This window comes from Parafrankia sp. BMG5.11 (genome assembly GCF_004337455.1).
The window spans coordinates 1-25,849 of sequence record NZ_SJXI01000144.1; the positions used below are offsets into that span (position 1 = coordinate 1).

Here is a 25,849-nt window from a genome sequence, read left to right on the forward strand (position 1 = left end):
GCTGCTGGCTCCGTCGGTGACCAGGCGGGTGCTGGAGCGGTTGCGGGACGGGCCGAGCGAGGACCCGGCGATGGCGACGCTGAACCAGCGGGAGCGCGAGATCCTGCAGCTGATCGCGGACGGGTTGACGAACCGGCAGATCGGCACACGGCTGGGGTTGTCGGAGAAGACGGTGAAGAACTACGTGTCGAGCATTCTGGAGAAGCTCGGCCTGGCGAGCCGTACGCAGGCCGCCGTCTACCTGATGAAGCAGAGTGGGGAGTAGGCGACTGTGGGAGTACGTCGCCGTCTGCGCGTTCCTCGGCTGCCTGGTTGCCGCGCGGGCGATCGTCCGCCGGTGCCGGTCGGCAGGTCCGCCCCGGCCCGGTGCGCACCCCGGTTCGAGGCCTCGGACCTGCATGGACGGCGATACCACCGGTAGGTCCACCCCCCGGCCCGGACGGCCCGGAGCGCGCTGGACCGATCCGAACGGCCCCTGAGAACAGGGCAGCAGGTCGGGTGAGAACGGGACCCTGAAGTCACCTGACGACGCGGGACGAATGGAGGATCGTAACGGGAACAGGGAAACGGACCAAGGAGGATGATCTCCATGTCTGGACTCGTCGATCGACACCGGCATCGTACGGCCCGCCGGCCCCCCGGTCTTTTCCCGACAGCGCCGGCGCGCGAGCTCTTCGGCTCGTAGGACGAGGCGGTGGGATCGCGGCCCGCGGATTTCCGCGGGCCGCTCGAACCGGAGCCGGATCGGCCGGTGTTTGAACACCGCTGTTTGGCCCGGTCGCGCCATTTTATTCGCCCGGATTGAATTCCGGGTGATTCTCCGCCGCGGCCTCTTCCTTCGTTCGCTGCCCGGCTTTCCGTTCAACGGTGTGGCCGGGCTCTGTGCGTGGGGCGCCCCGCGGATGGCGATCCGTCGTCCACGATCCTCGATCCTCGGCTTGATCCGCGGCGTCGATCAGCGGTGCCGGCGATTCGGTCGCGCGGCGGCGGGTGAAACCGAACAGGAATCGTCCAGAACACGGTCTGGAGACGTAGATGTTCGTGCAGAAGGACGCCTTTCCAGGGCAGGACACCGAGGTCCGCCCCGCGCCGTCGGAAATCCCGGGCCCTGCGCCCGTCCGGGAGCAGGCGGCCCGGGAAATCCGTCTCGACAGCCGCGAGACCGTGCAGACTCCCACCGCCGTGGTCTTTCTCACCGAGGACCGCGCGTACAAGCTGCGCCGGGCGGTCAACCACGGTTTCGTGGACCACCGCTCCCGCCGGGCCCGGCTGATCGCCTGCGAGGACGAGGTACGGCTCAACCGGCGCCTCGCCCCGGACGTGTACCTCGGCGTGGCCGACATCCGGGACGAGACCGGGGCACTGCGCGACCACATGGTCGTCATGCGACGGCTGCCGGCCGACCGCCGGCTCTCCGCGCTGATGACAGCCGACGTCTCCGGCGAGCTGCGTGGGCTCGCCCAGCGGCTCGTGGCGTTCCACGAAGGGTGCGAGACCACGCCCGAGAGCACCCGCACCGGTGGTCTGTGCGCGTTGGAGGCACTCTGGCTGGAGGCGATGGACGGCCTCGCGCCGTTCCGCGGCCGGATCCTCGACGCCGCCACCGTCGACGAGATCGGCCGGCTCGCGCTGCGCTACCTGACCGGCCGGGGCCCACTGCTCGCGGAGCGCCAGGCCGCCGGCCGGATCCGCGACGGCCACGGCGACCTGCTCGCCGACGACATCTACTGCCTGAACGACGGCCCGCGGGTCCTCAACTGCGTCGACGTCGACCCCGCGCTGCGGGCCGGTGACGTCCTCGGCGACGCAGCCTCCCTCGCGATGGACCTCGAACGGCTCGGCAACGCCACCGCGGCCCGGACGTTCCTCGACGCCTACCGTGAGTTCTCGGGCGAGACCCATCCAACGTCGCTGGAGGACCTCTACATCGCCTACCGGGCGGTCGTCCGCGCCAAGACCGCCTGCGTCCGCGACCACCAGGGTGACCCGGCCGCCGCCGACGAGGCCCGCCGGCTCACCGACATCGCGCTACGCCACCTGCGGCGCGGCCGTCCCCGGCTCGTCCTGGTCGGCGGCCTGCCCGGCACCGGCAAGTCGACACTGGCCAGCCATCTCGTCTCCGGCGAGGATGACTGGGTGCTGCTGAGCTCGGCCGCCGTCCGCGGCGAGCCGGTCGGAGCGGGCGCGACCGCCCCCGAGTCCGACTCCACCTCCGCCTCCGCCTCCGATTCGGCCGGGACGGAGCCCGCGGCGGGGTGCTACGGCGCGGACGCGACCGAGCACAGCTACGTGGAGGTGCTCACGCGGGCCCGCCACGCGCTCGAAAGAGGGAGGAGCGTCGTGATCGATGCCTCCTGGTCCTCGCGGCGGGTGCGCGCACGGGCCGCCGAGCTGGCGGCGGAGTGCGACGCCGACCTGATGCAGCTGCGGTGCGTGGTCCCGCCCCGGGTCGCGGTCGCCCGCATCGCCGACCGCGCGACCGTCCCCATCGCACTCGGCTCCACCGCGGACCGGTCCGGTCCGGTCCACTCGACCGCGACCCGTTCCGCTCCGGCGGGCGTCGTGCCGATCGGAAGGGCACCGATCGGCGCCGTCGCGGGTGGTGCCACCACCGGGCACCGCGCCGACCCGGCCAACGCCCTGGCCCCCGACGAGTGGATCTACCTGGACATGGCCACCCGCACCGATCCGTGGCCCGACGCACACGACATCGACACCTCCGCCCCAGTCGAACACGCAGTCACCGCCGCGCACCTTCTGATCAACTAGCCCACCCCATCCGCCTCGCCAGCCCCCTCTCGGCCGGGCGAGGTGATGTGTGGCGGGTGAGTGGGCCTATGGACGCACCCACCCGCCACTGACCTATCTACTGGTCGCAGTTGGTCAGAAGATCCCAGACCTGCTCAAGCGCCTGGCTGGTCGTATCAGGGTGATTGGCTTCGAGGCGATGCGAGATGGTCCGAGCTCGGTGGGCGCGTTGTGGCGCGACCGTTTCCATCGCCTGTAGGAGAGACCCGTTCGTGTTCAGGGCGGGGAGGACCGCGGCCCACTCGCCCAGCGGGCCGGCAAGAGGGCCGGTGACCGCCGGCCAGCGACGTCGGACCTCCTCGTTGAGATCCGGCAGCTGCTCAATGCCGAGCCAGGTCGGATCAAAGGCTCCGAAGCGGACCTGGCCTATGCGCGCCACCACCACGGCGCCGAGACACATCGGGCACGGGTGCAACGTCGTGTAGAGAACAGCGTCGTGTGCACGATCCTTGCCCGGGGGGAGCGCGGCAAGGGCCTCCATCTCTGCGTGGGCAAGCAGGCGAGGAGACGCGGAGGCGAAGCGTTGGTTTCGGCCCTGGCCGATGATGCGCCCCCCGCTGTCGGTCAGTATCGCGCCGACTCCGACCCCACCGGCGCGATACGACTCCCACGCCATCTCCAGTGCTTTGTGCCACGGTGTATCGAGGGCCGCCCAGGCCTCGTGCGGATCCTCGTACCGGCGTGGTTCCACTGTCATGGCCTCCTCGGGGAGAATCGTTGATGCTGCCGCTCTGGCTCGAAGGTCAGGCGATGAGGCGGCTGGTGTAGCCGGCTGCGACGAGTTCGCGGTATGCGTTGTGGACGTCGTCGGGGACGGGTTGGGGGATGGCGTGTCCGCGTTCGGCGTAGAGCCAGATGCGTTGGGTGTCTCCGACGAGCATGGAGATGACGCGGTCGGTGTTGCCGATGCTGGCGACGTAGTCGTCGAGGGTGGCTGGTTGGGATGCGCAGCGGACGGTGACGTCGGGCCAGAGTCTGCGGCAGGTGGCGTAGGCGCGGCGCTGCTGGTAGGGCCGCGAGATGAGCGTGACGGAGCTGGGTGTCATGCCGTGGGTGGTGAGGAGGTCGCGGGTTCGGGTGATGTTCTCGCCGGTGTTGCGGGCGGTGGTTTCGGTGAGGATGGCGGAGTCGGGGACGTTGAGGGACAGTGCGTGTTCGCGGTAGTGGACCGCTTCACCGCGGGGGAATGTGCCGATGGTGGTGGGGGCGTTCGCGCCGGTGAACACGATCTGGGGGAACAGGCCCTGGTGGTAGAGGGTGGCGGTGCAGGTCGCGACGCTGAGGTCGTGGCTGCCCAGGCCCACGCCGACGTCGGTGGGGTGGGGGTCGTGGTGCATGTCGTGGTAGTTCCAGAGCACGTCGACCGGGCTCCGCAGCATGGTGGGCAGCGATGCGTCGGGGGGCATGAGCCGTCTGTGATGTCGAAAGGTTCGCGTCCCGATTATGTGGACGGCCGACGGTAGGTGAGGAAAAGCGCGCCGCTTTTCAGGGCGGTGTGGTCGGCCAGCTCCCAGCGCTTGGGATCGAACGGGGCGGCGCCGGAGAACAGTGGAATTCCGGTGCCGAGGGTCAACGGGCCCAGCTTTACGACCAGCTCGTCGATCTCCGGGTAGAGGACGCCGGCGAGTGTTCCTCCACCGACGAGCCAGACGTCCTTGCCGTCCTGCCTCTTCAGCTCCTGCGCTGTCGTGACCGGGTCGGTGGCGACCAGCTCGACACCCGGGTCCGGGCTGGTGGTCAGGGTTCGGGAGAAGACCAGGTGGCGAAGGTGCGGGAAGGCGTTCGTCACGCCGGCCCGCAGGCCGGTCTCGTAGCTGCGCCGGCCTTCCAGAACAGTGTCGAAGTGGGTTCCCGGGGCGGTTACCCCGAGGGCCGCGCGCGCCGGGCCGGGCAGGGTCTCCGGGTATTCGGCGACGAGGTGCTCGAGGTAGTCCTGCGGCACCGGCCAGAATCCGCCGGGTCCGGTCGGGTCGGCACCGTCCGGGCCCGCGACGAATCCGTCGACGGTGGAGGCGACGAGATAGACCAGCTTCCGCACGACACCACACTCCTCGGAATCGGGGAACCGGCGGCGGTCACGGTCAGGCGGCCGGCCCGACGCACGACCCTACCGGTGCGGTTCCGAGTCAAGATAGTCAACGGCGTTGACGTCTCGGCTTCGCCTTTCCGATCTTGAGAAGCCACGGCCTGGGGAGAGCACGGGGCCGCCACAAAACCTCTGGGCGACCCGGCCGGCGTGGGGTACGGTCGTTTCGTCATGAGGCACTGACCCCACCCGCGCCCGCGCCTGAGGCCCCCGCATCTGAGGCACTGCCCGGCGGGCGGAGGAGACCAGCCGCTCTGGTGGTGTCGCATGCCCGCAACAGCTCTGTCCGCCCATGACCTCGTCCGCGTGCTCGGTGGGCGCAGGGTTCTCGACGGCGTCTCCCTCACGGCCGTTCCCGGTCAGCGGATCGGACTGATCGGGGAGAACGGCGCCGGCAAGTCCACGCTGCTGCGCCTGTTGGCCGGGGTGGACGAGCCGGACGGCGGCTCCGTCGTCCGGCCCGTGGAGCTGGGGTTCCTCCACCAGGAGATGCCCTTCGACCCCGCCGCGACCATCCGTCACGTGCTCGACGACGCCCTGCGCGAAGCCCGCGCGGATCTCGCCGAGCTCGACCGGCTGACCAGCGCGCTCGCCGCCGGCGACTCCGCCCCTGGTGGCCCGGCCGACGGCGAGTCGACCGACAGCGGCACGGCCCCGGCCGACCTGCTCGCCGCGTACTCCGCGTGTCTCGACCGGGTCGAGGAGCATGCGGCCTGGGACGCGGACCGGCATGCCGAGATCGTCCTTGCCGGCCTCGGTCTCGCGCGGGTTCCGGCCGACCGCGCGCTCGGCTCACTCTCGGGCGGGCAGCGCGGCCGGCTCGCGCTCGGTGCGCTGCTGGTTCGCCGGCCCGCCGCGGTGCTGCTGGACGAGCCCACAAACCATCTTGACGATGACGCCGCGGCGTTCCTGGAGGAGCAGCTGCGGGCTCTGCCCGGGGTCGTGATCGCGGCGAGCCATGACCGGACTTTCCTGGACGCGGTGTGCACCGACCTGATCGACCTCGATCCCGCGCTGGGCGGCCCGACCCGCTACGGGGGTGCCTACACCGAGTACCAGCAGGCGCGGCGCCTGGAGCGGGAGCGCTGGGAGCGCCGGTTCGCCGAGGAGCAGGGGGAGCTGGCGGCGCTGCGGCACGCGGTCGCGGTGACCGCCCGCCAGGTCGCGCACAACCGCCCGCGTCGCGACAACGAGAAGATGAACTACGGCCGCACCGCCGGCCGGGTGCAGGACCAGGTGTCGCGGCGCGTGCGCAACGCCGCCCGCCGGCTCGGTGACCTGGAGCGGGAGCAGGTCCGGCGGCCACCGCGGCCGCTGCGGTTCAGGGTCGGCGCGCTCGTCGCCGAGCCGTCCGCCTCTCCGTCCGCTGCCCTGCCGTCGGCGGGCGTCCCGGTCCAGGCGGGTCCGGGGCAGGGGACCATCGTGTCGTTGCGGGAGGTGCGTGTTCCCGGCCGCCTCGTCCTCGACCGTCTCGACGTGACGGTGACGGACCGCCTGCTGCTCGCCGGTCCCAACGGCGCGGGCAAGTCGACGCTGCTGGCGGTCCTGGCAGGCCGCTTCGAGCAGGCCGGCCCCGCGCTCGACCCGTCCGACCCGACACCCGGTGGTGTTCCCGGTGTTCCCGGTACGACCGGCGTGACGGGGGAGGTGCTGCGGCGGCGTGGGCTGCGGGTCGGCCTGCTGGCGCAGGACACGGTCTTCGCCCGGCCGGACCGCACCGCGCGGGACGTCTACACGCTCGCGCTGGGACCCGAGCGGGCCGCGGCGGTGCCGCTGGCCTCGCTCGGCCTGCTGGCCCCGCGTGACCTCGGCACGCGGGTGGGGGAGCTGTCGGTCGGGCAGCGGCGCAGGCTCGCGCTGGCGCTGCTGGTGGCGGACCCACCCGAGCTGCTGCTGCTCGACGAGCCCACCAACCATCTCTCGCCGGCACTCGCCGACGAGCTGGAGGAGGCGCTGGGCGGCGGCCCGGGCGCCATCGTGGTCGCCAGCCACGACCGCTGGCTGCGCTCCCGGTGGCCCGGCCGCGAGCTGAGGCTGACCCCGGCCGGGTGACGGTGGCGGCAGGCAGCGGCGCCAGCGGCGGATGGGGACGTCAGCGGCGCATGAGCAGTGTGTCCCCGAACAGGTGCGCGCCGACCATCTCGAAGTTCGTCGCGGCGAGGGTGATGTGGCGGGCCGCGGTGTGGACGTCGCGGAAGCAGCGGTCGAGGTCCCCGCCGGAGCGCAGCGCGCTCGCGCCGGCCGCGGTGTGCAGCATGGTGACGGCCTGGACGCAGTTCTCGCCGACGGCGGCCGCGGCGAGCCGGATCACCCCGCTCAGATCGTCGCCGCCGTTCTCGCCGCGCTCCGTCGCCTGGTCGGCGGCGTCCTCGAGCATCAGCCGGCTGGCGCGGACGAGCGCGGTGGCACGGGCGAACGTGGCCTGCACGGTGTGGCCGCCGGCGAGGGTCTCGGTCGCGCGGGCGGGAACGGTCTGGAGGGCGAGCTGGCGGAAGGCGCGCAGTGCGTCCTGGGCGATGCCGAGCGCGGTGGAGGCGGTGGTGAACGGCGCGAAGTCGTAGTAGGCGACGGCGTAACCCCGGGACTTTCGTGCGGTGGGTGGCCGCCGCAGCAGCGAGCCGTCGACGGTCTGGCTTTCGGGGACGACGATGTTGTCCACGGTGAAGGTCCCGCTGCCGGTGCCGCGCAGGCCCAGCGCGTGCCAGTCGTCGGTGAAGGTGGCGGCGCCGCGCGGGACGCACAGCATCCGGATCGGTGCGCTCCCCGTCGGGGCGCTACCCGGAACCTGGGCCTGGGCCGGAACCTGGGTCGGGGCGTGCGCGGGTGTCGACCTGCGCGCCGGGGTGTTCGTGGACGTCTGGGCGCAGCCGCCGGTGACGACCGCGCTGGCGACGAGCCAGTCGGCGTGGGTGGCGCCGCTGGCGAACGACCAGCGGCCCCGGAGCCGGTACCCGCCGGGTACCGGCACCGCCTGGCCGGTCGGGTTGATGCCGCCGACGACGAGCCCGTGGCTGCTGCAGAAGATGCGGCAGGCGGCCTGGTCGGACAGGTAGTCGGAGATGCGCCCGATCGCGCCCTGCACGCCCATCTGCCAGGCGGCGGACGGGTCGGTGCGCGCGATCGCCTGCAGCACCGCCGATCCGGTGCGCAGACTCACCCCCGCGCCGCCGAACGCGCGGGACACCCACATCCGGTGGAAGCCCTGCTCCCGCAACGCGTCGATGACCTCCGGGGAGGTGGCGCGGTCCTCCTCGGCCCGGGACCGGTGCTCGGCGAGCAGGCCGGTGACCTTCTCGACCCGGGTCAGCCACTGCTCGGTCTCCTCGGCGTGGGCCTGGGGGAGGGTGGTCATCGTTACCGGCCGCCTTCGTGTCGCGCTCGTCGCTGGAGTGGACATCCGGCCGGGGCCGCGCGCTGGGGCAGATCCGCATCCACGATCTGATGGTAGGGAATCTTCCGTAGGATCGACGGCTGAAAGGAAATAGTGCCGTGTGTGCGGCTCTCCTGTGGCCTGTTCGCGGGGGTGAAGGTGGCCGGGCCCGCCGGCCTTGGTCCCCTTGTGGGGACCCGGCCGGCGTGCTCCGCGACGGGGCCGCCCGGCTACCGGCCGTCGGCGGCGCGCTCGATCGCGGCGATGTCGATCTTCCCCATGGTGAGCATCGCCTGGGTGGCGCGCTGGGCGCGCTCCGGGTCGGGGTCACCGACCAGTTCGGTCAGCCGGGTGGGGACGACCTGCCAGGACAGGCCGAAACGGTCGGTGAGCCAGCCGCACTGGCTTTCCTTGCCGCCGCCGTCGGTGAGGGCGTTCCAGTAGTGATCCACCTCGGCCTGGTCAGCGCAGGGGATCTGGAACGAGATCGCCTCGGAGAAGGTGAACTCCGGTCCGCCGTTGAGCGCGACGTATTCCTGCCCGTCGAGGGTGAAGGAGACGGTCAGGGCCAGGCCCTCGGGTCGGTGCATGCCCGGCCCGTAGCGGGTGACGCCGGTGATGGCCGAGTTCGGGAAGACGGAGACGTAGAGCGCGGCGGCCTCCTCGGCGTCGGTGTCGAACCACAGGCAGGGAATCGTCTTCGGCATCGCTGTTTCCTCCACTGGTCGTGACGCCCGCTGGTCGTGGACGCCCGGGTCCGGCAGTCTGGCCTGCCGGTGGTAGGACCGGCGGGCGTGCGTGAACTCATCGGCGCGGCGGGACGTTCTCCCTACGGGCCTGGCAGGGGTTTTTGCGGCGGGCTCGGCTGTCGCGTGTCCGTTGCGGCGGTTTCGGGCTCGTGTGGCGGGTAGTACGGGGAGAATTCGGTCGTGCCGGAGAAGGCGGAGCAACCAATGCAGAGCGACCGAGCCGCGGGCCGGGAGCGCCGGCTGGCCGGCCGGTACCGGCTGGGCCGCGTGCTCGGCAGCGGCGGGGCGGGAATCGTCCGCGAGGGCGAGGACATGCTCCTGCGCCGGCCGGTCGCCATCAAGCAGGTGCGCCTGCCGCCGCTCGCCTCCGAGACCGAGCGGGAGATCATCGGCGAGCGGGTGCTGCGCGAGGCGCGCGCGGCGGCGCGGCTGCGCCATCCCGGTCTGGTGGCCGTCTACGACGTCATCGACGCCGAGGATTCGCCGTGGATCGTCATGGAGCTGGTCGACGGCCGGTCGCTGGCAGAGGAGATCCGTGCGTCGGGCCGGCTCGCGCCGGCGTGGGTGGCGCGCATCGGGGTGAGCCTGGCCTACGCGCTGGAGGCGGCGCACCGCGCCGGGGTCGTGCACCGGGACGTCAAACCGGGCAACGTGCTGCTGACCGCGGACGGGCAGGCCCGACTCACCGACTTCGGCATCGCCGTCAGCGAGGGCGACGCGACCCTGACCAGCACGGGGATGGTGGTCGGCTCGCCTGCCTACATCCCGCCCGAGCGGGCCCGCGGCGCGCGGGTGGGCGTGCCCGGTGACGTGTGGGGCCTGGGCGCCACGCTGTTCACCGCGGTGGAGGGCGAGGCGCCGTACGCGGGTGAGGGCGCCCTGGCGACGCTGGCGGCCATCATCCAGGATCGGCGCCGTCCTTACCGGCACGCGGGCCCGTTGCAGGACGTCATCGACCAGCTGCTCGATCCCGATCCGGCGCGGCGCCCGTCGCTGGCGCAGGCCCGGGCGCAGCTGCGGCGGATCGCGGCCACCGCCGAGCCGCATCCGACCGCCGTGTTCGACGCGGAGGCCGACGCGCTGCTCGACGCCGACGTCGGCGACCGGCCGGACGCGCCCCTACCCGGGCCGGCGGAAGCCGAGGAGGACGCCGATCTCGGGCTCGGCGACGACCTCGGATCCGGCAACAGCGCCGGCGCCGGCAGCGGCAGCGGCAGCGGCAGAGCAGCGGGCCGTGGGGCCGGCACCGGACCGCGGACGGGCCCGCGTGCCGGCTTCACCTTCGGTACCGGCCCCGCCGCCCGGACCGGATCCTCAGACGCTGGCCCAGGACCGCGGCCGAGTCCAGGTGCCGATCCAGGGCCGGGGCCGGATCCAGCCGCGGGTGCGCGCGTCGGCGGGGCCGCGGCCGCGCCGGAACGGCGCCGTCGGGTGGTGCTGCTGGCGATGGTCGTCGCCCTGCTGCTCGCCGCGGGCGGGGTCGGGCTCGGGCTGGCCCTGACCGGCGGTTCGGACACCCCGTCGGCCGGCCTGGCGTCAGGTACCAGCGCCCCGGCCACACCCGCGGGTACCGGCGGGCCGTCCGCGGGCGCGTCGACCAGCCCGACCGGTGGGCAGGCCGTGACACCGGGAACCTCCGCCACTCCGGGCGGCACCAGCCCGGCGTCGGCGACGCCGGGTCAGGGCGGTTCGGGCGGCGTGCCGTCGCTGGACAGGCTCGGCACGGTGATCCCGGACGACACCGCGCCCGCGCCGGCGCCGGCCGGGCTCGAGACGTACCGTGGCGCGGCCGGGTGGTCGCTCGCCGTCCCGCCGCAGTGGGCCCGATCGCGCCGTGACGGGGACCGCGAGACCTTCACGGCTCCCGGGGGCTACCCGAATCTGCTCGTCGAGACGCGGGACGTCGCCGGCCCGTCCTCGATCGGCGCGTGGCACGAGCTCGAGCCCGGCACCCGGCGCACCACCGCCGGCTACCAGCTGGTCTCGATCCGCCCGTCGGACGGGGCGGACGGGACGACGTCCGCGGTGTGGGAGTTCACCCTCACCTCAGGCGGGCAGACGGTGCACGTCCTGGACTTCGGTGTGGTCCGCAACGGGCACGGCTACGCGCTGTTCTGGCGGGTGCCCGAGGCCCAGTGGCAGGACCAGCTCGAGCTGATCCGCACCATCACCGCGACCTTCCGCCCCGGGCCCTGACCGCCGCCGCGCCGCGGCCGACCGCCGAGGCGCGACCGGCGGCGCGGGCCGCCGCCGCTGGCGCCACCAGCGGCGGCGGGTCAGCCGCGGCGGGGCCGTGTGCCGCGGCGGCTGGCGACCCGCCGGGCCATCGCCCGCAGCTGGTCGGAACTCAGCGGCTGCTTGTACACGGTGGCGTGCGCGCGGACCAGGCCGACGATCGGTTCCAGGTCCTCGTCGGGCGCGTCGATGCCGTGCCGGTCCATCGCGTGCCGCACGGCGGCGCGGCCGCTGTGCTTGCCCAGCACCAGCCGCCGGCGCGCGCCGACCTCCGCCGGGTCGAACGGCTCGTAGGTCGCCGGGGCGCGCAGCACGCCGTGCACGTGGATGCCGGACTCGTGGTCGAACACGGCGTCGCCGACCACGGCCTTGCCGGCGGGAACCGGCCGGCGCGACGCGCCGGCGACCAGCCGCGCCAGCGGGCGGAACGCGGCGGTGTCCAGGTCGACGGGCAGGCCGAGCAGGTGCCGCAGCGCCATCGCGACCTCCTCGGTCGGCGCGTTGCCGGCCCGCTCGCCCAGGCCGGCCACCGTGGTGCTCACCCAGGTGAACCCGGCCTGCACCGCGGCGATCGTGTTCGCGGTCGCCAGGCCGAAGTCGTCGTGGGCGTGGATCTCCCACGGCCCGGGGACGGCGTCGAGCAGCGCCCGCAGCCGCGTGTGCAGGGTGATCGGATTGGCCACCCCGACCGTGTCCGCCCAACGGAACCGGGTGACGCCGAGGCGCCGTAGCTCCCCGGCCAGGTCGATGACGAAGCCGTCGTCCGCGCGGGAGGCGTCCTCGAAGCCGACGCTCACCCGCAGGCCACGGTCGGTGGCGTCGAGGACGCAGTCGCGGATGCGGGCCCGCGCCCAGGCCCGGTCCTTGCCGAGCTTGGTGCGCAGGTGCAGGTCGGAGGCGGGGATGGTCAGGTGCGCGGCGTCGACCCCGCTGGCGACGGCGGCGTCGACGTCGCGGCGGTCCGCGCGGCACCAGGCGACCACGCCGGCCCGCTCGACCGCCGCGACGACGCGGCGCAGGACATCCACCTCGACCGGCCCCATCGCCGGCACCCCGGCCTCGATCTGGTGCACGCCGGCGGCGTCGAGCGCGACCGCGATGGCGATCTTCTCCTTGGCGGTGAAGGCGACCCCCGGGGTCTGCTCGCCGTCACGCAGGGTGGTGTCGCAGAACCGGACCGGACCGGGGCCAGGCCCGGGGTCCGGCCCGGACCCGTTCTCCCGAGCGTGATCCGTCGGGACGGGGCGCGGCGCGGGCGGGCAGGACGACGTGCCGCTCTTCATGATGGTCACCGGCACTTTCGACGGCTGAGGAGAATCCGGCGCTGGCTGTGTGTTCCCGGTCTCGCGGGCCGGCTCATACAGGCAGACGCACGGTTCCAGGCGACCGGAATCGCTCAGGACCCTATGTTCCGTCGATTTCGTGCGCGGGTCGTGCGGTAGCGGCGAGGTTAACAGGATAGTCCGCGGCGAGGGCGGTACCTTTTCGGGGACGGGAAATCCTGCGGAGGTCGAAGGATAATCTCCCGCGCCGGGAAATCCGCCCTGCCGCCCGGCGGGCTCAGCCCAGCGACGCGGCGAGCGCCCGGCGGATGTCGCCGGTGCTGTGCAGCGGCACGCCGACCGCCGAGCCGATCGCCCGGCGCAGCTTCGCCAGCAGCTTCTCCTGGGCGTCCGGCGGCGAGATCCGCAGGTAGACGTCGATCACGTCGTCGACCGTCTCGTGGCCGCGCAGCTCCTCGACGCGCTGGTGCTTGTAGACGCCGACCGGGTGGCTCAGCCGCGACGACGTCACATAGAAGTGGATGCGTTCCAGGACGGACGGCAGCTCCTCGGGATGCGTCGCCAGCCGCCGCTTCAGGTAGTAGAGGAACTCGCGGGCGTGCCCGGCCTCGTCCCGGCTGGCGCGCAGGTACAGGTCGGCCAGGACGGGTTCCTGCACCCAGGCCGCCATCGCCCGGTAGACCGTGTTGACGGTGATCTCGCTGATCACGTTCGTGGCCAGTGTGGCGCTCGGCGTGACCCCCGGCTCGTAGGGCTCCCGCAGCGCCTCGACCTTGGCCTGCTCGATGTGCACGCCGACGGCGCGCAGCCACGCCCGGAAACCGAAGTGGTGCTGCAGCTCCTGGTAGGCCCAGATGGCCACGAAGGCCGAGCAGTCGTAGTCGTCCGCGAACTCGCTGAGAAAGCCGTGCAGGCCGGGCAGGGACGTCGCCTCGCCGAGCACGACGCCCTTGGCGGTGGCGATGTCCTCGGGCCGGACGAGGTCGTGCCGGATGTTCTCCAGGCCGACGTCGGAGACCTTCCACTGGAGGCGCTCGTAGTGCAGGAAGGCGTCGAAGCTGTGGGACTCGCCGGCGAGGGCGTCGCCGGCGCCGGATCCGTCGGTTCGGGAATCGCTGCTCGGGGTATTGCCGGTGTGGATGTCGGTCGGTGCCGTGGTGACGGCCATGGGTGGACTCCTTCGGAGATCTCCCGGAGTATCTCGCATCCATTGTCGGGCTGTTTCCGGGAATTCCCAGCCACGGCTCCGGACGGCAATCGCGCAATTCCGCGCGCTAATCGTGCCCTCGAGGCCCTTCGCGGTGGTTCAGGTGGTGCGGACCGGGACGGTGAGCAGGTCCTCGCCGGTGCCGCTGACCACCACGACACGTACGAGCCGTCCTGCCGGGATGGCGGACGTCCCGCGTACGTCGACCGCGCCGCGGTAGTCGGCGGTCCAGGTCGCCGCGGTGTCGCTGCTGCCGTCCTCGGACACGGCGACCAGGGCGCAGGTCGTTCCCGGCCGCACGCCCCACAGCCGGATGGTGAAGCCCGCGCCGGAGGGGACGTCGGTCACCCAGACCTCCGCCCACACGCGGGTGGTCGCGTCCGCCGCCGACACCAGCCGGCCCGCCGGCCCGTCCGGCGAGGATGTCAGCGCCACGGTGCCCGTGATCGACCCGCCGGCGACGACGGCGGACAGCGCCGCGGCGGCCAGCGCGCGCCGCCGGCGTGCCGTGCGCCGGGACCGGGCGAGCCCGGCGAGCGCGCGGTCGACGGCGCGCTCGCCGGGCTCGCCTGCCGCGGCGGCGGGCGGGGGATCGGTGACGTCGGCGAGGCGCAGGCGGGAGAGCAGGCCCGGCAGCCCGGCCAGCCGGGTCAGCTCGGCGCGGCAGTCGGGACATCCGTCCAGATGAGTCTCCACCGCGGCGCGTTCTCCGGGGGCGAGCGCGCCGAGCACGTAGCAGCCGAGCGTGACGCGCAGCGCCGAGCAGGTGTCGGTCACGGCGCCCACCCCTGCTCCTCCAGCGCCAGCCGCAGCGCGCGCAGGCCGTAGTAGACCCGGGACTTCACCGTGCCCTCCGGAATATCCAGCGCCGCCGCCGCCTCGGCCACCGAGCGGCCGAGGAAGTACGTCTTGACCAGCGCGGCGCGGTGTTCCAGGCTGAGTGTGCGGAACGCCTCCGCGACCTGCCAGCTTTCCATCGCCCGTTCCAGGTCGTCGCCGGCGGGCAGCGACGCCAGGACGTCGCCGGGCAGTTCGGCCGGGCGGGCCCGGCGGGCGCGCTGCTCGTCCACGACGATCCGGGCCGCGACGGTGAACAGCCACGGGCGCAGCGGCCGGTCGTCCGCGCCGAGCTTCGGCGCCTGCCGCCAGGCCCGCAGCATCGTCTCCTGCACGACGTCCTCGGCCCGGCCGCGGTCACCGGTCAGCCGGGTGGTGAAGGCGAGCAGTGCCGCCCCGTGCTCGGCGTGCACGGCACGCACGAACACGGCCCCGGGGTCGTCCACCCCGGGCCGGCCGCCGCGGCGCAGTCCCACATCCCCCCTTCACGGGCAGAACGGCCGTTCGGTTCAGCGGCCGCGCTGTCGGACGGGTGACAGCGGTCACGGTGAACCGGGACGGCCCGTGCCGCGTGACATCCCACGTCCGCACCGGCTCCCGGCCCTTCCGAGGTGCTGGCCCTTCCGAGAGACAGGAGAACATGTGATGCACCGTCCGCATACCCGTACCGCGGCCGCACTGGCGACCGGCGTCATGCTGCTCGCCCTCACCGCCGCCTGCGGGGGCGGCGACGACACCGCCGCCGCGCCGGCGGCCTCCCAGCCCGCCGCGGCCACGGCCGCGCCGTGGACCGGTGCGCCGAGCGCGGGCGCGACCGCGGGAGCAGGCGCCCCGGCGGCGCCGACGGCGACCGGCACGACCGTCACGGTCACCGCGACCGAGTTCGCGCTCAAGCTCTCCCAGGACACCTTCACCGCGGGCACCTACACGTTCGTCACCACGAACGACGGCCAGGCGATCCACGCCCTGGAGATCGAGGGACCGGGCGTGAGCGGCTCGGAGACAGCGGACCTCGGGCCGGGCCAGTCCGAGGGACTCACCGTCGCCCTCAGCCCGGGCACGTACAAGCTGTACTGCCCCGTCGGCAACCACGAGTCGCGGGGCATGTCCACGGAGATCACCGTGACCTGACCTCGCCCCGCCTGGTCGTGGTCCGCCTGGCCGTGGTCCGCGTCCGGGGCGGCGCCGGGCTAACGTCGGGAGGGTGAGCGTCCAGCCCCCGCGAACACGGCCCGCCGGCCTGCCCGTCGACCTGCGCAGCGACACCGTCACCCGGCCCACGCCCGGCATGCGCCGCGCGATGGCGGAGGCGGAGGTCGGCGACGACGTCTACCGCGAGGACCCGACCGTCCGCGAGCTCGAGGAGCAGGCCGCCGTGCTGCTCGGGCACGAGGCCGCGCTGTTCGTGCCGAGCGGCACCATGGGCAACTTCTGTGCCCTGCGCGCCGGCGCCCCGGTGGGCACCGAGGTCGTCGCCGACACCGACGCGCACGTCGTCACCTACGAGCTCGGCGGGCTCGCCGCCCTCGGTGGCGTGCAGACCCGGACCCTCAGCGGCCTCGCAGACACGCTCGACCCGGCCGACATCGCGGCCCAGCTGCGCGCGTTCCCGGTCGCGCACAACTACAACATGGTCCGGACGAGCGTGCTCGCGGTGGAGAACACCCGGGCCCGGGCCGGTGGTCGGGTGTGGCCCCTGGAGCGGCTCGACCGGCTGCGGCTGATCACCGAGGATGCCGGGGTGGTCCTGCACTGCGACGGCGCCCGCCTCTGGAACGCGGCGGTGGCGCTCGACGTCCCGCCGCGCCGCCTCGGCGAGATCTTCGGGACGCTGTCGGTCTGCCTCTCGAAGGGCCTCGGCGCCCCGGTCGGCTCCCTCGTCGTCGGCGGCGCCGAGCACGTCGAGCGGGCCCGCGAGTGGCGCAAGCGGCTCGGCGGCGGGATGCGCCAGGCCGGGGTGCTCGCCGCCGCCGGCCTGTACGCGCTGCGGCACCACCTCGACCGCCTCGCCGACGACCACCGCCACGCCGCCGCGCTGGCCGCGACCCTCGCCGACGCGGCACCGCGGCGGGTCCACCCGGAGCGCACCGAGACCAACATGGTGCTCGTCGACGTCCCGGACGCGGCCGCCTTCTGCGCGCAGGCGGCGGACGGCGGTGTGCTCGTCGGCCTGGCCGGTCCGACGACGATCCGGATCGTCACCCACCTCGACGTCGACGACACCGCGATCCGCCGGGCCGGGGACGTCCTCGCCCCGCTGCTGAACGCCCTGCCACCAGCCGGTTCCTGACCGCGGCGCCGAGGTGTCAGGGGCCGTAGGCCCTGGTCGGGTGGATGAGGACGGCGGCGCGGCGCTGTTCGGCCATCACCCGGTCGTAGGTGTCCCAGTCGTCGTGGGTACCACCGGCGGCGGTGAAGATCTCCCGCAGCAGCAGCCGGAGACGCTCCGCGTCGACCTGATCGTGGGGGTCGTCGGGCCCGACGATCTCCGCCGTGCCCTCCACGGTGGCCCACCGCCACCCGGACCGGAACGTCGCGCTGACCTGCGGCCGGCGGCGCAGGTTGGCCAGCTTCGTCCGACCGTAGGTCACGAAGGCCACGACCGGCGCGGGCTCCCGCGGATCGGGCGGCAGCGGATGGGGCATGAACGCGGCGTTCACCACAGAGGCCTGGATGCTCCCGTCGGCGCGGCTGGTGGAGATCACGGCCAGCCCGCTCTCCGCACGCCCCAGCTCGGCTGCCGCCTCGAAAGCGGCCCTGTCAAAGGCGGCCCCCTCGAGAGCGGCGGAGTTGTACGGGGGGTCGAACGGGGCCACAGCCGTCCCTCGCCTTCGCGGTCGGTCCGCCCCCACCGGCACCGGACATGGTGGTGGGCGGTCACACACGGTCCGCGGCCAGGCTACCCAGCGGGAGCCGCGAAGCGACGATCACGAGCTGTGGCGGACGTCCTCAGGCTACGGATGGCTGACAGGCGCGCTGCGAGGCGGCCGCGTCCGGCTCCGGGGAGGGGGTCCGCGGGGCGCGACGGCTCAGGCGAGCGCGGCGCGGGCGGCCCGGCGGATCTCAGCGTGGACGTCGGGGAGGCCCGAGTCACCGAACATGCGCTGGGTCAGCACGATCACGGTCAGCTCCCTGGCGGGGTCGACCAGCCACGACGAGCCGAGGCCGCCGTCCCACCCGAAAGCGCCGCTGTCGTGCACCGCCTGGCCGAACGACCACGACTGGTCGTCGAAGTCGCCCGGGAGCAGCCCGCCGCGCGACCTCTGCCCGGCAGTGAGCTGACCGGTGGTCATCGCCCGGACGGACGACGCGGACAGCACCGGGGCGCCGCCGTCGAGGAACATCCGGGCGAACGCGAGCAGGTCGTCGGCCGTTGACAGCAGACCCCCGGCGCCGTCGCAGAACTCCGGCGGCCGGCCCCAGGCGCTGCCGGCGGGCTCGTCCCAGGCGACCAGGCCCGCCGGTTCGGGCCGGTAGGCGGTCGCGAGGCGGCGGAGCCGGCCGGGACCGGGCGCCCAGAACGCGGTGTCGTGCATGCCCAGCGGGTCGAACAGCCGGGCGCGCAGCACCTCGGCGAACGGTGCCCGCGCGGCGCGCTGCACCAGCACGCCCAGCACCGAGGCTCCGGTGTTGTACAGCCAGCGCTCCCCGGGCTGGGTGATCAGGGGCAGCGACCCGAGCCGCGCGATCCACTCGTCCGCGGCCGGCGGCGTCGCCGGGTCGGGCGGTCCGAACGTGGCCAGCCGTAGCCGGTCGGCCGCCTCGACGACGGGCCACGGTGCCGCCGCGGTGAACATCTCCCCGGCGAGGCCGAACCCGAAGGTGAACGTCAGCAGGTCCCGCGCCGTGATCGGCCGCCGCGCCGGGACGGTGTCGTCGAGCGGGCCGTCCGGATGGCACAGCACCCGCCGTCCTGCCAGCTCCGGAAGCAGCCGGTCGACCGGCTCGTCGAGGTCCACCAGCCCGTCGTCGACCAGGGTCATCGTCACCGCGGCCGTCATCGGCTTGGTCGTCGAGGAGATCCGGAACATGGTGTCCCGCGCCATCGGGGCGCCGCCGACGGCGAGGGCGCCCAGCGCCTCCACGTGCACGTCGTCCCCGGCCGCGACGAGGGCGACCAGGCCGGGGACGAGGTCGTCCCCGGCGTCGTCCCCGACGTGGCGCGCCGCCGTCCGGTGAAGAAGATCCCTGCCCTCGTCCGCCAACCGCACGCCCACAGTTCCTCCTCGGCTCCCACGCGTCGACCCGATGGTCCCTTCCCAGGTCAGACCGCCGTAGACCGCGAATTCCATCGGCGCGCCCCGGCCGACATCTCCCTTTGCATCCGGGGAGGGGAGTGCCGCGCAGCGGGGTGCGGAAGAGAAGACGCCCATGCGGAAATCCGGGCCGGTCGGTGGTGACCACCACCGACCGGCCCGGTCACGACTCCACTCAGCTGATCACCTCAGAAGATCACCCAGTTCTTGTCGTTGGTGTCGGCATACCAGAGGTTGGCGCACTGGAGGCCACCGTCGCGCCGGAGGCAGACCCGGACCGGCCGATGGGCGGCAGCGATAGCCTCGGTTCGCAGCGCCTGCCCGTTCACGCTCGCCGTCGCCTCGCAGTAGTCCCAGGTTCCGGCCGCGCTGATCTCGTCGGTCGAGTAGAAATGCCTGTCCGCGTCCCCGCCCGGCAGCGGCACGGTGAAATCTGCGCGATCGATGGACAGGATGTCTCCGGCCCGTACCTGACTCCCGGATTTGACTTCGGCGTACGCAGCGCCGTTGATTTTTCCTGTACGTAGATCGATTATTACCCCGTGAAGCTCGGCGGGATAGGAGAGGTCTCCGATCCGTCCGTCTGCGGATCGGTTGCTCCCGCGAGTAGCCGGATCATGGTTTCCGCCGATCGGACCGAGCGACGGACCCCGGTGGTCGCTCGCCGGTAGGCTCCGGCCGCGGTGCCCGGTGGACGCGTCCTACGTACGGAGGCAGGGTTGACCCAGGCGGGGGCCAGAGAACTGGGTGAGTACCTTTCCCACCTCAAACAGCGCAGTGGCCGGAGCTATGCATGGATTGGCGTTCGCGTCAACGCGGGCCGGTCGACGGTGCAGCGATACTGCGTCGGCCGCACGGTCCCGACCGAGTTCGCGATTCTGGAAAAGATCGCGCGCCTGTGCGGCGCGGATAATAAGGAAATAGAACGACTCTTCCGGCTCTGGATGTCTGCGGTCGCGGTCGATCCGAGACGACCTGGGGATGCGGATCCGCCGCCGCCGGAGCACGAACCGACGGCTGGCGGCGCGCCCCGTCCGGCCATCGACGGCGGTGGCGTCGTCGGGTCATTGCCCGCCGCTGGCTGCGCTGACTCGGCCGATGCCGATGCCGATGCCGATGCCGATGCCGATGCCGACGGCGACGGCGACGGCGACAAGGCTGGCATCGGCATCAGATCCGCGGAGATCCGCGGCGTCGTGGTCGAGGGCGTGGCGGGCGGCCAACCATCCCTTCCGCCCGCCGGGATCTCCTCGGAGCCGACCGAGGCGCTCGACCCGCGCCGGAACCGCCCGCGACGGATGCTCGTGTTGGGTGCGTTACTGGTCGCCACCGCGGTCCTCGCCACGGTGTCAGCCGTGTCCCAGGGGTCCTCACCGTCCGTGGAAGCCGCTTCGGAGGGCGTGCCGGTGGCCCAGTGGATCGACGGACCGGCATGGACGCGGCCGTTCGCGCCTGTGCGGCCGACTCTGTTCGGAGTGACGGTCAACAGCGCGACCGGCTCCATGCCGGCCTTCCGCGTCGGCGCCGTCCGGCTCTGGGACAGCGGCACCCGCTGGTCCGAGATCCAGTTCGCCCGGGGCGAGTTCGAGTGGACGATCGTCGACCGGCAGGTGGCCGGCGCGGAGCACGCGGGGCTACCCGTCCTGTTCGTCCTCGGCGGCACACCCCCCTGGGCGAGCCCGGGCGGGGCGCGCGGGCTCTATCCGGACGGCACCCGTGCCACGCCACCCGATGACCTCGCTGACTGGGACGTGTTCGTCCGAGCCCTGGCCGAGCGGTACCGGGGCCGGATCGAGGCCTACGAACTGTGGGTGCTCGGCAACGACCGCCGCTTCTTCGACGGCCCGGTGGAGACCCTCGTCGAGATGACCCGCCGGGCAAGCCGCGTGATCCGTGCGGTGGACCCGGCCGCCAGGCTGGTGTGCCCGGGGATGGGGAACCTCGAGACACCGGAGGGCCAACAGACGCTGCGGCGCTTCGCCGAGCTCGATGGCTACGACCACTGCGACGCGGCGGGGATCAAACTGCATCAGCGCAGCGCCGCCGACCCACCGGAGTCGATGCTCGGCATGGCGATGACCGTCGACAAGATTCTGCACGACACCGGGAACCACCCGCCGCTGTGGAACACCGGGACCACCTACAGGATCCGTTCCCAGACCGCGCTCTGACGATGTCACCGCCCGCAACTACGCCGTGCGCTTCTTTCTCGCCGGCATCTACGCGCGGGATCTGAACCTCGAACGCATGTACTTCTACAACTGGGGCGGCACGAAGATCCCGCTGGTCCTACAGGCCGTCGGGGGCGCGCCGACCGGGGCGGCGCTCGCCGTCGAGCAGCTTCAGCGCTGGCTCCACGGCGCCAGCAGCCGGTCCTGCGGGCGCGGTGTGGCCGTCGGCCAGCCCGAGAACGTCTGGCAGTGCGAGTTCGAGGTGCGCGACGCCGAAGGAACACACAGCGCCTTCATCCGCTGGACCCATGACGGCACCGCCGCGACGACGGCCGGCCCGCGCACCCGGACGGTTCGCCATCTCGACGGCACCACGACCGAGACGACGGCGGGCGAGCCGATCCTCGTCGGAGAGGAGTCGATCCTCGTCGACCTGGAGGACTGACCGCCGCCTCGCCGATTCTCACGCCAGCACCGCCGGCCGGAGCAGGCTCTCAACGCGGCGGCGGCGCGGTTCGACTCAGGCGGGCGAGGGCGACGTCCATGACCTGTACCCGGCCGGGAAGCGGGCGGGTGCCGTCCCACCAGGTGATCGTGGCGATCTCCGCGTCGGGTGTGAACGGGTGGGAGGCACCGGCCCGTCCCGTGAAGACCGCGGCGTACTCCGTCCGGGACGGGGCGGCCAGGCCGAAGTGCGCGAGGCCCGCGAACACGAGCGCCTCGGCCTCGTACCCGGACTCCTCGCGCAGCTCGCGGACGGCTGCCTGCCGGGGTGTCTCCCCGGGCTCGATCGTGCCGCCGGGCAGCTCCCAGCACTCCCGGCGGCGGTCGCGGACCAGCAGGAGGTCGTCGCCCCTCCACAGCGCCACCAGCGCAAGCGGCAGCGGGGCGACGCCCGTGGCTTGCTGCTCGGCCACCCGCTGGAACGCCAACAGGACGTTTCCCCCGTAGTCCTGGGCCAGCACGGTCATCAGCGTCGGGAACGTGGACGTGGGTTCAGGGCACTTCCAGGTTGCCCTCGATCAGGGGCAGGTGCTGCAGGTGCTTCGCGTTGGACGCGATCGCCACCAGCGCGAGAGCCTGCGCGTAGGCGACCTTGCCCGCCTCGTCGAGCGCGTCGACGTCGATGTCCGCGAGGACGTCGACCGACATCCGTAGGAACTCCTTCGAGTCGAACTCCGTGCCGTCACCGATCAACGCGGGGACGCGGGGCGGGAGAGCGCGTTTGGCCATACCCCATGGTGCTTGCCGCCGCGTCCCCCTCTTGCCCGGACCCCCGATCGGCCCACCACATCACCGGCGTGCGGACCCCCGGGCCCGCCGACAGACCTCACCGAAACCGGGCGTACCCGGGAAAGCGCGGCGGGTGAGTGAGTCCATGGACCCACTCACCCGCCACGGTTCTGCTGGAACGGCCGTCATCAGTTCGGGCACGGGGTGCGGCTACACCATGGCTGTCCGGAGGGCCGGGCGGCGGCGGAGCAGGAAGGCCGCGATCAGCGCGGCCAGGGCGATCGTGACGAGCCCGTTCACGACCAGCGCGGTCTGGATGCCGCCCAGCGTCGCCTCCCGCGCCGAGTGGTCGCCACCCGCGGTGAGCGCGGACGTCCGGGCGGTCGCCACCGCGCTCATGATCGGTATGCCCAGTGTGAGTGCCACCTGCTGGGTCATCGTCGTCAGGCCGGTGGCCAGGCCCTGCTGGGTGTCGGGTAGCCCGGAGGTCGCCGTCACCAGGTAGGCGACGAGCCCGCTGGCGTGGCCGAAGAATCCGACGACGGAGGCCGCCAGCACGAGCGACAGCGAGCTGCGGTCCAGCCCGACGAAGGCCAGGGCCAGCGCGGACAGGCCCTGGACGAGCAGCCCGAACACCAGGGTGCGGCGCGGTTCCACGACGGCCAGGACGCGCGGTGCCACCAGTCCGGCCACGAACGCGGCCGCCCCGGGCAGCCCGAAGATCAGCCCGGTCGTCACCGCCGAGTAGCCGAGGACCCGCTGCAGGTACAGCGTCATCAGGAACACGATCGAACTGCCCATCGCGAAGACGACCAACCCGCCGAGGTTGCCCCATCCGACGTGGCGCAGCCGCAGCACCTCCAGCGAGGCCAGCGGATGCGGGCTGGTCGCCTCTATCCGCCAGAAGGCGCCGAGCAGGACGAGCCCCGCGGCCACCGCGATCCACACCGACGGCCGGCCCCAGCCGTCCTCACCGCCGCTGGAGATGCCGTAGACGAAGGCGACCAGCCCGGCGGTGACGGTCAGCGCACCGGGGACGTCGAGCCGCTGGCGGACGTCCGCGCGGCCACCGGGGACGACCCGCGGCGCGGCGAGCAGGATCGCCAGCGCCACCGGAACGTTGACGAGGAAGGCCCAGCGCCAGCTGAGATAGCCGGTCAGCAGCCCGCCCACCAGCGCGCCCACGGTGAAGCCGGCCGGCAGCAGCGCACCGTTGAGGCTGAGCGCACGCTGCCGGACGGGGCCCTCCGGGAACGTCGTGACCAGCAGGGACAGCGCGGCCGGGATGGCGATCGCGGCCGCGAGGCCCTGGCCGACGCGGGCGAGCAGCAGCAGGGTCGGCCCCTGGGCGAGCCCGCCGAGCAGGGACGCCACGATCAGCAGCACCAGGCCGGTGAGGAACATCCGGCGCCGCCCGGCCAGGTCGGCGACCCGCGCGAACAGCAGGGTGAATCCCGCGGAGGGCAGCGCGAACGTGGTCGCGATCCACTGCAGGTCACCCTCACCGAGCCCGACCCCCGCCCCGATCGACGGCAGGGCCACATTGAGGATCGAGAAGTCGATCGCGAGCATGAACTGCGTCCCCAGCAGCAGCACGAGCGCCAGCCGCTGCCGCGGAGTCATCCGGTCGGGCCCCGCCGGCCGTCGATCCGCGGTGGCGGGCCGCCCGGTCGCGGACGGCGCGGGGTGCCTCGGGGCCGGCACGGCGACGCCGGCCGGGTCGGTCGCGTCCGGCGCGCCGACGGAGGCCCGTTCCGAGATCGCCGCGGGCATCGAATCTGTCATGCCCCGCACGATTCTGGACGTCGGCGGCCCTAGCCACGCCCCCGCCGTTGCCACCCCCACGGGTCCTGCCCACGGCGTGGATGGCACCGTCAGGGTGACGACCACCGGGAATAGCCCGGCGGCGGAACCCGGTCCTGGTGGTTCCTGGCACTGGCAGGGTCACCCTCGCCCCGTCGACTCGCGCGCCGCGCGGCGTGACAATGCCGAGCATGACCGAGCTGGGGGAGTTTCTCCGTTCGCGGCGTAACCAGATCACACCCGCGGACGTCGGCCTGACCCGCCCGGGTGACCGCCGCCGCGTCCCGGGCCTGCGGCGCGAGGAGCTGGCCCAGCTCGCCGGGGTGAGTGTCACCTACTACACCCGGCTGGAACAGGGGCAGAGTCGCAACGCGTCCGACGCGGTCCTGGACGCGCTCGCCCGGGTGCTGCTGCTCGGCGACGACGAGCACGCCCACCTGCGCACCCTGGCCCGCCCGGCGCGCGTCGCCCGGCGCACCGCCCGGCCGGAGAAGGTCCGCCCGGGCGTGCGGCTGCTGCTGGACGCGGTGCGCGACGTGCCGGCGCTCGTCATCGGACGGCGGACCGACGTCCTGGCCTGGAACCGGCTCGCGCACGCCCTGCTCGCGCCGCACCTGGACTTCGCGGCGCCGAACCGCTGCGCGACCCAGCCGAACATGGCCCGCCTCATCCTGCTGGACCCCCACATCCGTGATCTTTATGTGAACTGGCGGCGCAAGGTCGATGAGGTCGTCCGCTACCTGCGGCTGGCCTCCGGTCAGTATCCCGACGACCAGCAGCTCACCACCCTCATCGGCGAGCTGTGTGTGAACAGCCCGGAATTCGCGGTGAACTGGGCCCGCCACCAGGTGCGTGACTGCGGGCACGCCGTCCGCGAGTACCGGCACCCGCTGGTGGGCGACCTCGTCCTCGCAGAGGAGGTGCTGCGCGTGCAGGACGACTCGGGCCTGCGGCTGCTCGTGCTCTCCCCCGAGCCGGGCTCGGCGAGCGCCGAACGGCTCACCCTGCTCGCCAGCCTCACCGCCGCCACCGCCGCCACCGTCGCCACGGCCACGGCCGTCGGCGAGCACCCCTGCGCCACGACTCCCGGCAGCCATCACCTCGCCACGACTCCTGGCAGCCAGCACCTCATCCCGTAACCACCGTCGCCTTCCCCACGCCCGCACCCGTGCCGTGGTCACCGAGGCCGGCGCGGTCGCGGTCCACCCGCAGCAGGTGGACGCCGACCAGGACGAACGCGGCTCCGGCCACGGCCTGGAAGACGGCCACCAGGGCGAGCGGAAGGACGTCCACCAGTGTGCCGGGCAGGGCCATCAGCAGGAGGAGCCAGCTCGCGACGGGGACGAACCGTTCACGGACGAGCGCCGTGGCGAACAGCATGCTGCCGGCGACGTAGAGGATCCCGGCGGTGTACACGGCCGGCATCGTCGGGGCGGAGTCCGCGAGCGCGTCGCGGACGGGCTCATCCAGGGGGAACAGCACGTACACCCGGGAGAACTCGATACCGGTCAGCAGCACCAGCCCGACGATGTTCGCCAGCGCGCCCAGGTCGAGCAGCCGGTTGCCCGGCCCGGCGAGGGGACCCGGCCTGCGCAGGCAGGCGGTGATGCCGGCGACGGCGAGCACCGCGAGGACGGGCGCGGCGACCCCGGCGGTGTTCAGCACGGCGTTCTCGCTGCCGGCGATGTCCACCGGCGCGTCGAGCAGGACGGCGGCGCCGCCCGCGATGCTCGCCGCCGCGGCCGCGAGCCGGGTTCGTGGCTCGACAGCGGGCGGGCTGGATGGGGTGTCTCGGTCGGTGCTCATGGTCG

Annotated in this window: 25 protein-coding genes; 9 read left to right on the forward strand and 16 right to left on the reverse strand. The window is 73.2% G+C overall.

What is annotated here, in order from left to right; translation table 11 throughout:
• A partial coding sequence (locus tag E0504_RS47535) for a response regulator transcription factor (RefSeq protein ID WP_131627813.1) occupies window positions 1–265 on the forward strand: 265 nt, incomplete at its 5' end.
• A gap of 770 nt (window positions 266–1,035) precedes the next feature.
• Window positions 1,036–2,769: an AAA family ATPase gene (locus E0504_RS47540; RefSeq protein ID WP_131627815.1), complete on the forward strand. Its 1,734-nt coding sequence runs from the start codon at window positions 1,036–1,038 to the stop codon at window positions 2,767–2,769.
• A gap of 97 nt (window positions 2,770–2,866) precedes the next feature.
• Here E0504_RS47540 and E0504_RS47545 read toward each other — a convergent pair whose 3' ends face one another.
• Genes E0504_RS47545 through E0504_RS47555 form a run of 3 tightly spaced genes read right to left on the reverse strand, consistent with a single transcriptional unit; the run spans window position 2,867 to window position 4,846 of the window.
• Window positions 2,867–3,505, reverse strand: coding sequence for a nucleoside deaminase (locus E0504_RS47545; protein ID WP_131627817.1), 639 nt, complete (start codon window positions 3,503–3,505; stop codon window positions 2,867–2,869).
• A gap of 46 nt (window positions 3,506–3,551) precedes the next feature.
• Window positions 3,552–4,214, reverse strand: coding sequence for a YdcF family protein (locus tag E0504_RS47550; RefSeq protein ID WP_112108845.1), 663 nt, complete (start codon window positions 4,212–4,214; stop codon window positions 3,552–3,554).
• A gap of 35 nt (window positions 4,215–4,249) precedes the next feature.
• Window positions 4,250–4,846, reverse strand: a complete 597-nt coding sequence (locus E0504_RS47555) for a dihydrofolate reductase family protein (RefSeq protein WP_112108844.1) — start codon at window positions 4,844–4,846, stop codon at window positions 4,250–4,252.
• Between the two features lie 315 nt (window positions 4,847–5,161).
• On the opposite strand from E0504_RS47555, the gene E0504_RS47560 reads away from it, so the two are divergent.
• Window positions 5,162–6,946, forward strand: coding sequence for an ABC-F family ATP-binding cassette domain-containing protein (locus E0504_RS47560; protein ID WP_131627819.1), 1,785 nt, complete (start codon window positions 5,162–5,164; stop codon window positions 6,944–6,946).
• A gap of 40 nt (window positions 6,947–6,986) precedes the next feature.
• Here E0504_RS47560 and E0504_RS47565 read toward each other — a convergent pair whose 3' ends face one another.
• The gene (locus E0504_RS47565) at window positions 6,987–8,246 is read right to left on the reverse strand and encodes an acyl-CoA dehydrogenase family protein (protein WP_112108842.1); all 1,260 of its coding nucleotides are present in this window, start codon (window positions 8,244–8,246) and stop codon (window positions 6,987–6,989) included.
• Between the two features lie 248 nt (window positions 8,247–8,494).
• Entirely contained in the window at window positions 8,495–8,971 is a 477-nt protein-coding gene (locus E0504_RS47570; protein ID WP_112108841.1) for a VOC family protein, read from the reverse strand.
• A 246-nt stretch (window positions 8,972–9,217) separates the two neighbouring features.
• Between E0504_RS47570 and E0504_RS53880 the strand changes: the two genes are divergently transcribed.
• On the forward strand, window positions 9,218–11,209 hold the full coding sequence (locus E0504_RS53880; protein WP_112108840.1) for a serine/threonine-protein kinase: 1,992 nt from the start codon (window positions 9,218–9,220) through the stop codon (window positions 11,207–11,209).
• An 80-nt stretch (window positions 11,210–11,289) separates the two neighbouring features.
• Here the strand turns inward: E0504_RS53880 and nifV are convergent, their stop codons facing one another.
• The 4 genes from nifV to E0504_RS47595 form a co-directional block, all read right to left on the reverse strand.
• Window positions 11,290–12,531 carry a homocitrate synthase gene (nifV, locus tag E0504_RS47580; RefSeq protein WP_112108850.1) on the reverse strand — a complete coding sequence of 414 codons (1,242 nt, stop codon included), beginning with the start codon at window positions 12,529–12,531 and terminating at the stop codon, window positions 11,290–11,292.
• A 277-nt stretch (window positions 12,532–12,808) separates the two neighbouring features.
• Window positions 12,809–13,699: a ferritin-like domain-containing protein gene (locus tag E0504_RS47585; RefSeq protein WP_083391003.1), complete on the reverse strand. Its 891-nt coding sequence runs from the start codon at window positions 13,697–13,699 to the stop codon at window positions 12,809–12,811.
• A gap of 138 nt (window positions 13,700–13,837) precedes the next feature.
• Window positions 13,838–14,524, reverse strand: coding sequence for a zf-HC2 domain-containing protein (locus tag E0504_RS47590; protein WP_112108839.1), 687 nt, complete (start codon window positions 14,522–14,524; stop codon window positions 13,838–13,840).
• Window positions 14,512–15,021: a sigma-70 family RNA polymerase sigma factor gene (locus E0504_RS47595; RefSeq protein WP_112108849.1), complete on the reverse strand. Its 510-nt coding sequence runs from the start codon at window positions 15,019–15,021 to the stop codon at window positions 14,512–14,514. Before E0504_RS47595 ends, E0504_RS47590 begins: the two co-directional genes overlap by 13 nt.
• Window positions 15,022–15,220: 199 nt before the next feature.
• Here E0504_RS47595 and E0504_RS47600 point away from each other — a divergent pair, with 199 nt between their 5' ends.
• Together E0504_RS47600 and E0504_RS47605 are read left to right on the forward strand one after the other, a co-directional pair.
• Window positions 15,221–15,706: a hypothetical protein gene (locus E0504_RS47600; RefSeq protein ID WP_235014879.1), complete on the forward strand. Its 486-nt coding sequence runs from the start codon at window positions 15,221–15,223 to the stop codon at window positions 15,704–15,706.
• Window positions 15,707–15,779: 73 nt separating this feature from the next.
• Complete coding sequence (locus E0504_RS47605; protein ID WP_112108838.1) at window positions 15,780–16,865, forward strand: GntG family PLP-dependent aldolase; 1,086 nt, start codon at window positions 15,780–15,782, stop codon at window positions 16,863–16,865.
• 16 nt (window positions 16,866–16,881) lie between these two features.
• Here E0504_RS47605 and E0504_RS47610 read toward each other — a convergent pair whose 3' ends face one another.
• The 3 genes from E0504_RS47610 to E0504_RS47620 all read right to left on the reverse strand — a co-directional run bounded on the left by E0504_RS47610 (window position 16,882) and on the right by E0504_RS47620 (window position 19,256).
• Window positions 16,882–17,307 (reverse strand): TIGR03618 family F420-dependent PPOX class oxidoreductase, encoded by a 426-nt coding sequence (locus tag E0504_RS47610; protein ID WP_368672128.1) that lies wholly within the window; start codon window positions 17,305–17,307, stop codon window positions 16,882–16,884.
• Between the two features lie 297 nt (window positions 17,308–17,604).
• Entirely contained in the window at window positions 17,605–18,792 is a 1,188-nt protein-coding gene (locus E0504_RS47615; protein WP_207974722.1) for a serine hydrolase, read from the reverse strand.
• Between the two features lie 227 nt (window positions 18,793–19,019).
• Entirely contained in the window at window positions 19,020–19,256 is a 237-nt protein-coding gene (locus E0504_RS47620; protein ID WP_131627821.1) for a hypothetical protein, read from the reverse strand.
• 294 nt (window positions 19,257–19,550) lie between these two features.
• Between E0504_RS47620 and E0504_RS47625 the strand changes: the two genes are divergently transcribed.
• A complete protein-coding gene (locus E0504_RS47625; protein ID WP_165938864.1) occupies window positions 19,551–21,002 on the forward strand; it encodes a helix-turn-helix transcriptional regulator in 1,452 nt (483 codons plus the stop codon).
• Between the two features lie 25 nt (window positions 21,003–21,027).
• Window positions 21,028–21,447: a hypothetical protein gene (locus tag E0504_RS47630; RefSeq protein WP_112108834.1), complete on the forward strand. Its 420-nt coding sequence runs from the start codon at window positions 21,028–21,030 to the stop codon at window positions 21,445–21,447.
• 49 nt (window positions 21,448–21,496) lie between these two features.
• Here the strand turns inward: E0504_RS47630 and E0504_RS47635 are convergent, their stop codons facing one another.
• The 3 genes from E0504_RS47635 to E0504_RS47645 all read right to left on the reverse strand — a co-directional run bounded on the left by E0504_RS47635 (window position 21,497) and on the right by E0504_RS47645 (window position 24,020).
• Complete coding sequence (locus tag E0504_RS47635; RefSeq protein ID WP_112108833.1) at window positions 21,497–21,973, reverse strand: NUDIX domain-containing protein; 477 nt, start codon at window positions 21,971–21,973, stop codon at window positions 21,497–21,499.
• Between the two features lie 25 nt (window positions 21,974–21,998).
• Complete coding sequence (locus tag E0504_RS47640; protein ID WP_112108832.1) at window positions 21,999–22,235, reverse strand: hypothetical protein; 237 nt, start codon at window positions 22,233–22,235, stop codon at window positions 21,999–22,001.
• Between the two features lie 210 nt (window positions 22,236–22,445).
• On the reverse strand, window positions 22,446–24,020 hold the full coding sequence (locus E0504_RS47645) for an MFS transporter (RefSeq protein WP_243657972.1): 1,575 nt from the start codon (window positions 24,018–24,020) through the stop codon (window positions 22,446–22,448).
• A 209-nt stretch (window positions 24,021–24,229) separates the two neighbouring features.
• Between E0504_RS47645 and E0504_RS47650 the strand changes: the two genes are divergently transcribed.
• Window positions 24,230–25,177, forward strand: a complete 948-nt coding sequence (locus E0504_RS47650) for a helix-turn-helix domain-containing protein (protein WP_131627825.1) — start codon at window positions 24,230–24,232, stop codon at window positions 25,175–25,177.
• On the opposite strand, the gene E0504_RS47655 is transcribed toward E0504_RS47650, so the two are convergent.
• A complete protein-coding gene (locus E0504_RS47655) occupies window positions 25,167–25,844 on the reverse strand; it encodes a hypothetical protein (RefSeq protein ID WP_112108830.1) in 678 nt (225 codons plus the stop codon). The two genes, E0504_RS47650 and E0504_RS47655, sit on opposite strands and share 11 nt — an antisense overlap.
• Window positions 25,845–25,849: the final 5 nt, after the last annotated feature.

Excerpts from the sequence above, each read along its gene's own strand:
- E0504_RS47540 (WP_131627815.1), top strand. The coding sequence starts at position 1,036 with ATGTTCGTGCAGAAGGACGCCTTTCCAGGGCAGGACACCGAGGTCCGC.
- E0504_RS47545 (WP_131627817.1), bottom strand. The coding sequence starts at position 3,505 with ATGACAGTGGAACCACGCCGGTACGAGGATCCGCACGAGGCCTGGGCG.
- E0504_RS47550 (WP_112108845.1), bottom strand. The coding sequence starts at position 4,214 with ATGCCCCCCGACGCATCGCTGCCCACCATGCTGCGGAGCCCGGTCGAC.
- E0504_RS47560 (WP_131627819.1), top strand. The coding sequence starts at position 5,162 with ATGCCCGCAACAGCTCTGTCCGCCCATGACCTCGTCCGCGTGCTCGGT.
- E0504_RS47565 (WP_112108842.1), bottom strand. The coding sequence starts at position 8,246 with ATGACCACCCTCCCCCAGGCCCACGCCGAGGAGACCGAGCAGTGGCTG.
- E0504_RS47570 (WP_112108841.1), bottom strand. The coding sequence starts at position 8,971 with ATGCCGAAGACGATTCCCTGCCTGTGGTTCGACACCGACGCCGAGGAG.
- E0504_RS53880 (WP_112108840.1), top strand. The coding sequence starts at position 9,218 with ATGCAGAGCGACCGAGCCGCGGGCCGGGAGCGCCGGCTGGCCGGCCGG.
- nifV (WP_112108850.1), bottom strand. The coding sequence starts at position 12,531 with ATGAAGAGCGGCACGTCGTCCTGCCCGCCCGCGCCGCGCCCCGTCCCG.
- E0504_RS47585 (WP_083391003.1), bottom strand. The coding sequence starts at position 13,699 with ATGGCCGTCACCACGGCACCGACCGACATCCACACCGGCAATACCCCG.
- E0504_RS47600 (WP_235014879.1), top strand. The coding sequence starts at position 15,221 with ATGCACCGTCCGCATACCCGTACCGCGGCCGCACTGGCGACCGGCGTC.
- E0504_RS47635 (WP_112108833.1), bottom strand. The coding sequence starts at position 21,973 with ATGACCGTGCTGGCCCAGGACTACGGGGGAAACGTCCTGTTGGCGTTC.
- E0504_RS47640 (WP_112108832.1), bottom strand. The coding sequence starts at position 22,235 with ATGGCCAAACGCGCTCTCCCGCCCCGCGTCCCCGCGTTGATCGGTGAC.
- E0504_RS47645 (WP_243657972.1), bottom strand. The coding sequence starts at position 24,020 with ATGACAGATTCGATGCCCGCGGCGATCTCGGAACGGGCCTCCGTCGGC.
- E0504_RS47650 (WP_131627825.1), top strand. The coding sequence starts at position 24,230 with ATGACCGAGCTGGGGGAGTTTCTCCGTTCGCGGCGTAACCAGATCACA.
- E0504_RS47655 (WP_112108830.1), bottom strand. The coding sequence starts at position 25,844 with ATGAGCACCGACCGAGACACCCCATCCAGCCCGCCCGCTGTCGAGCCA.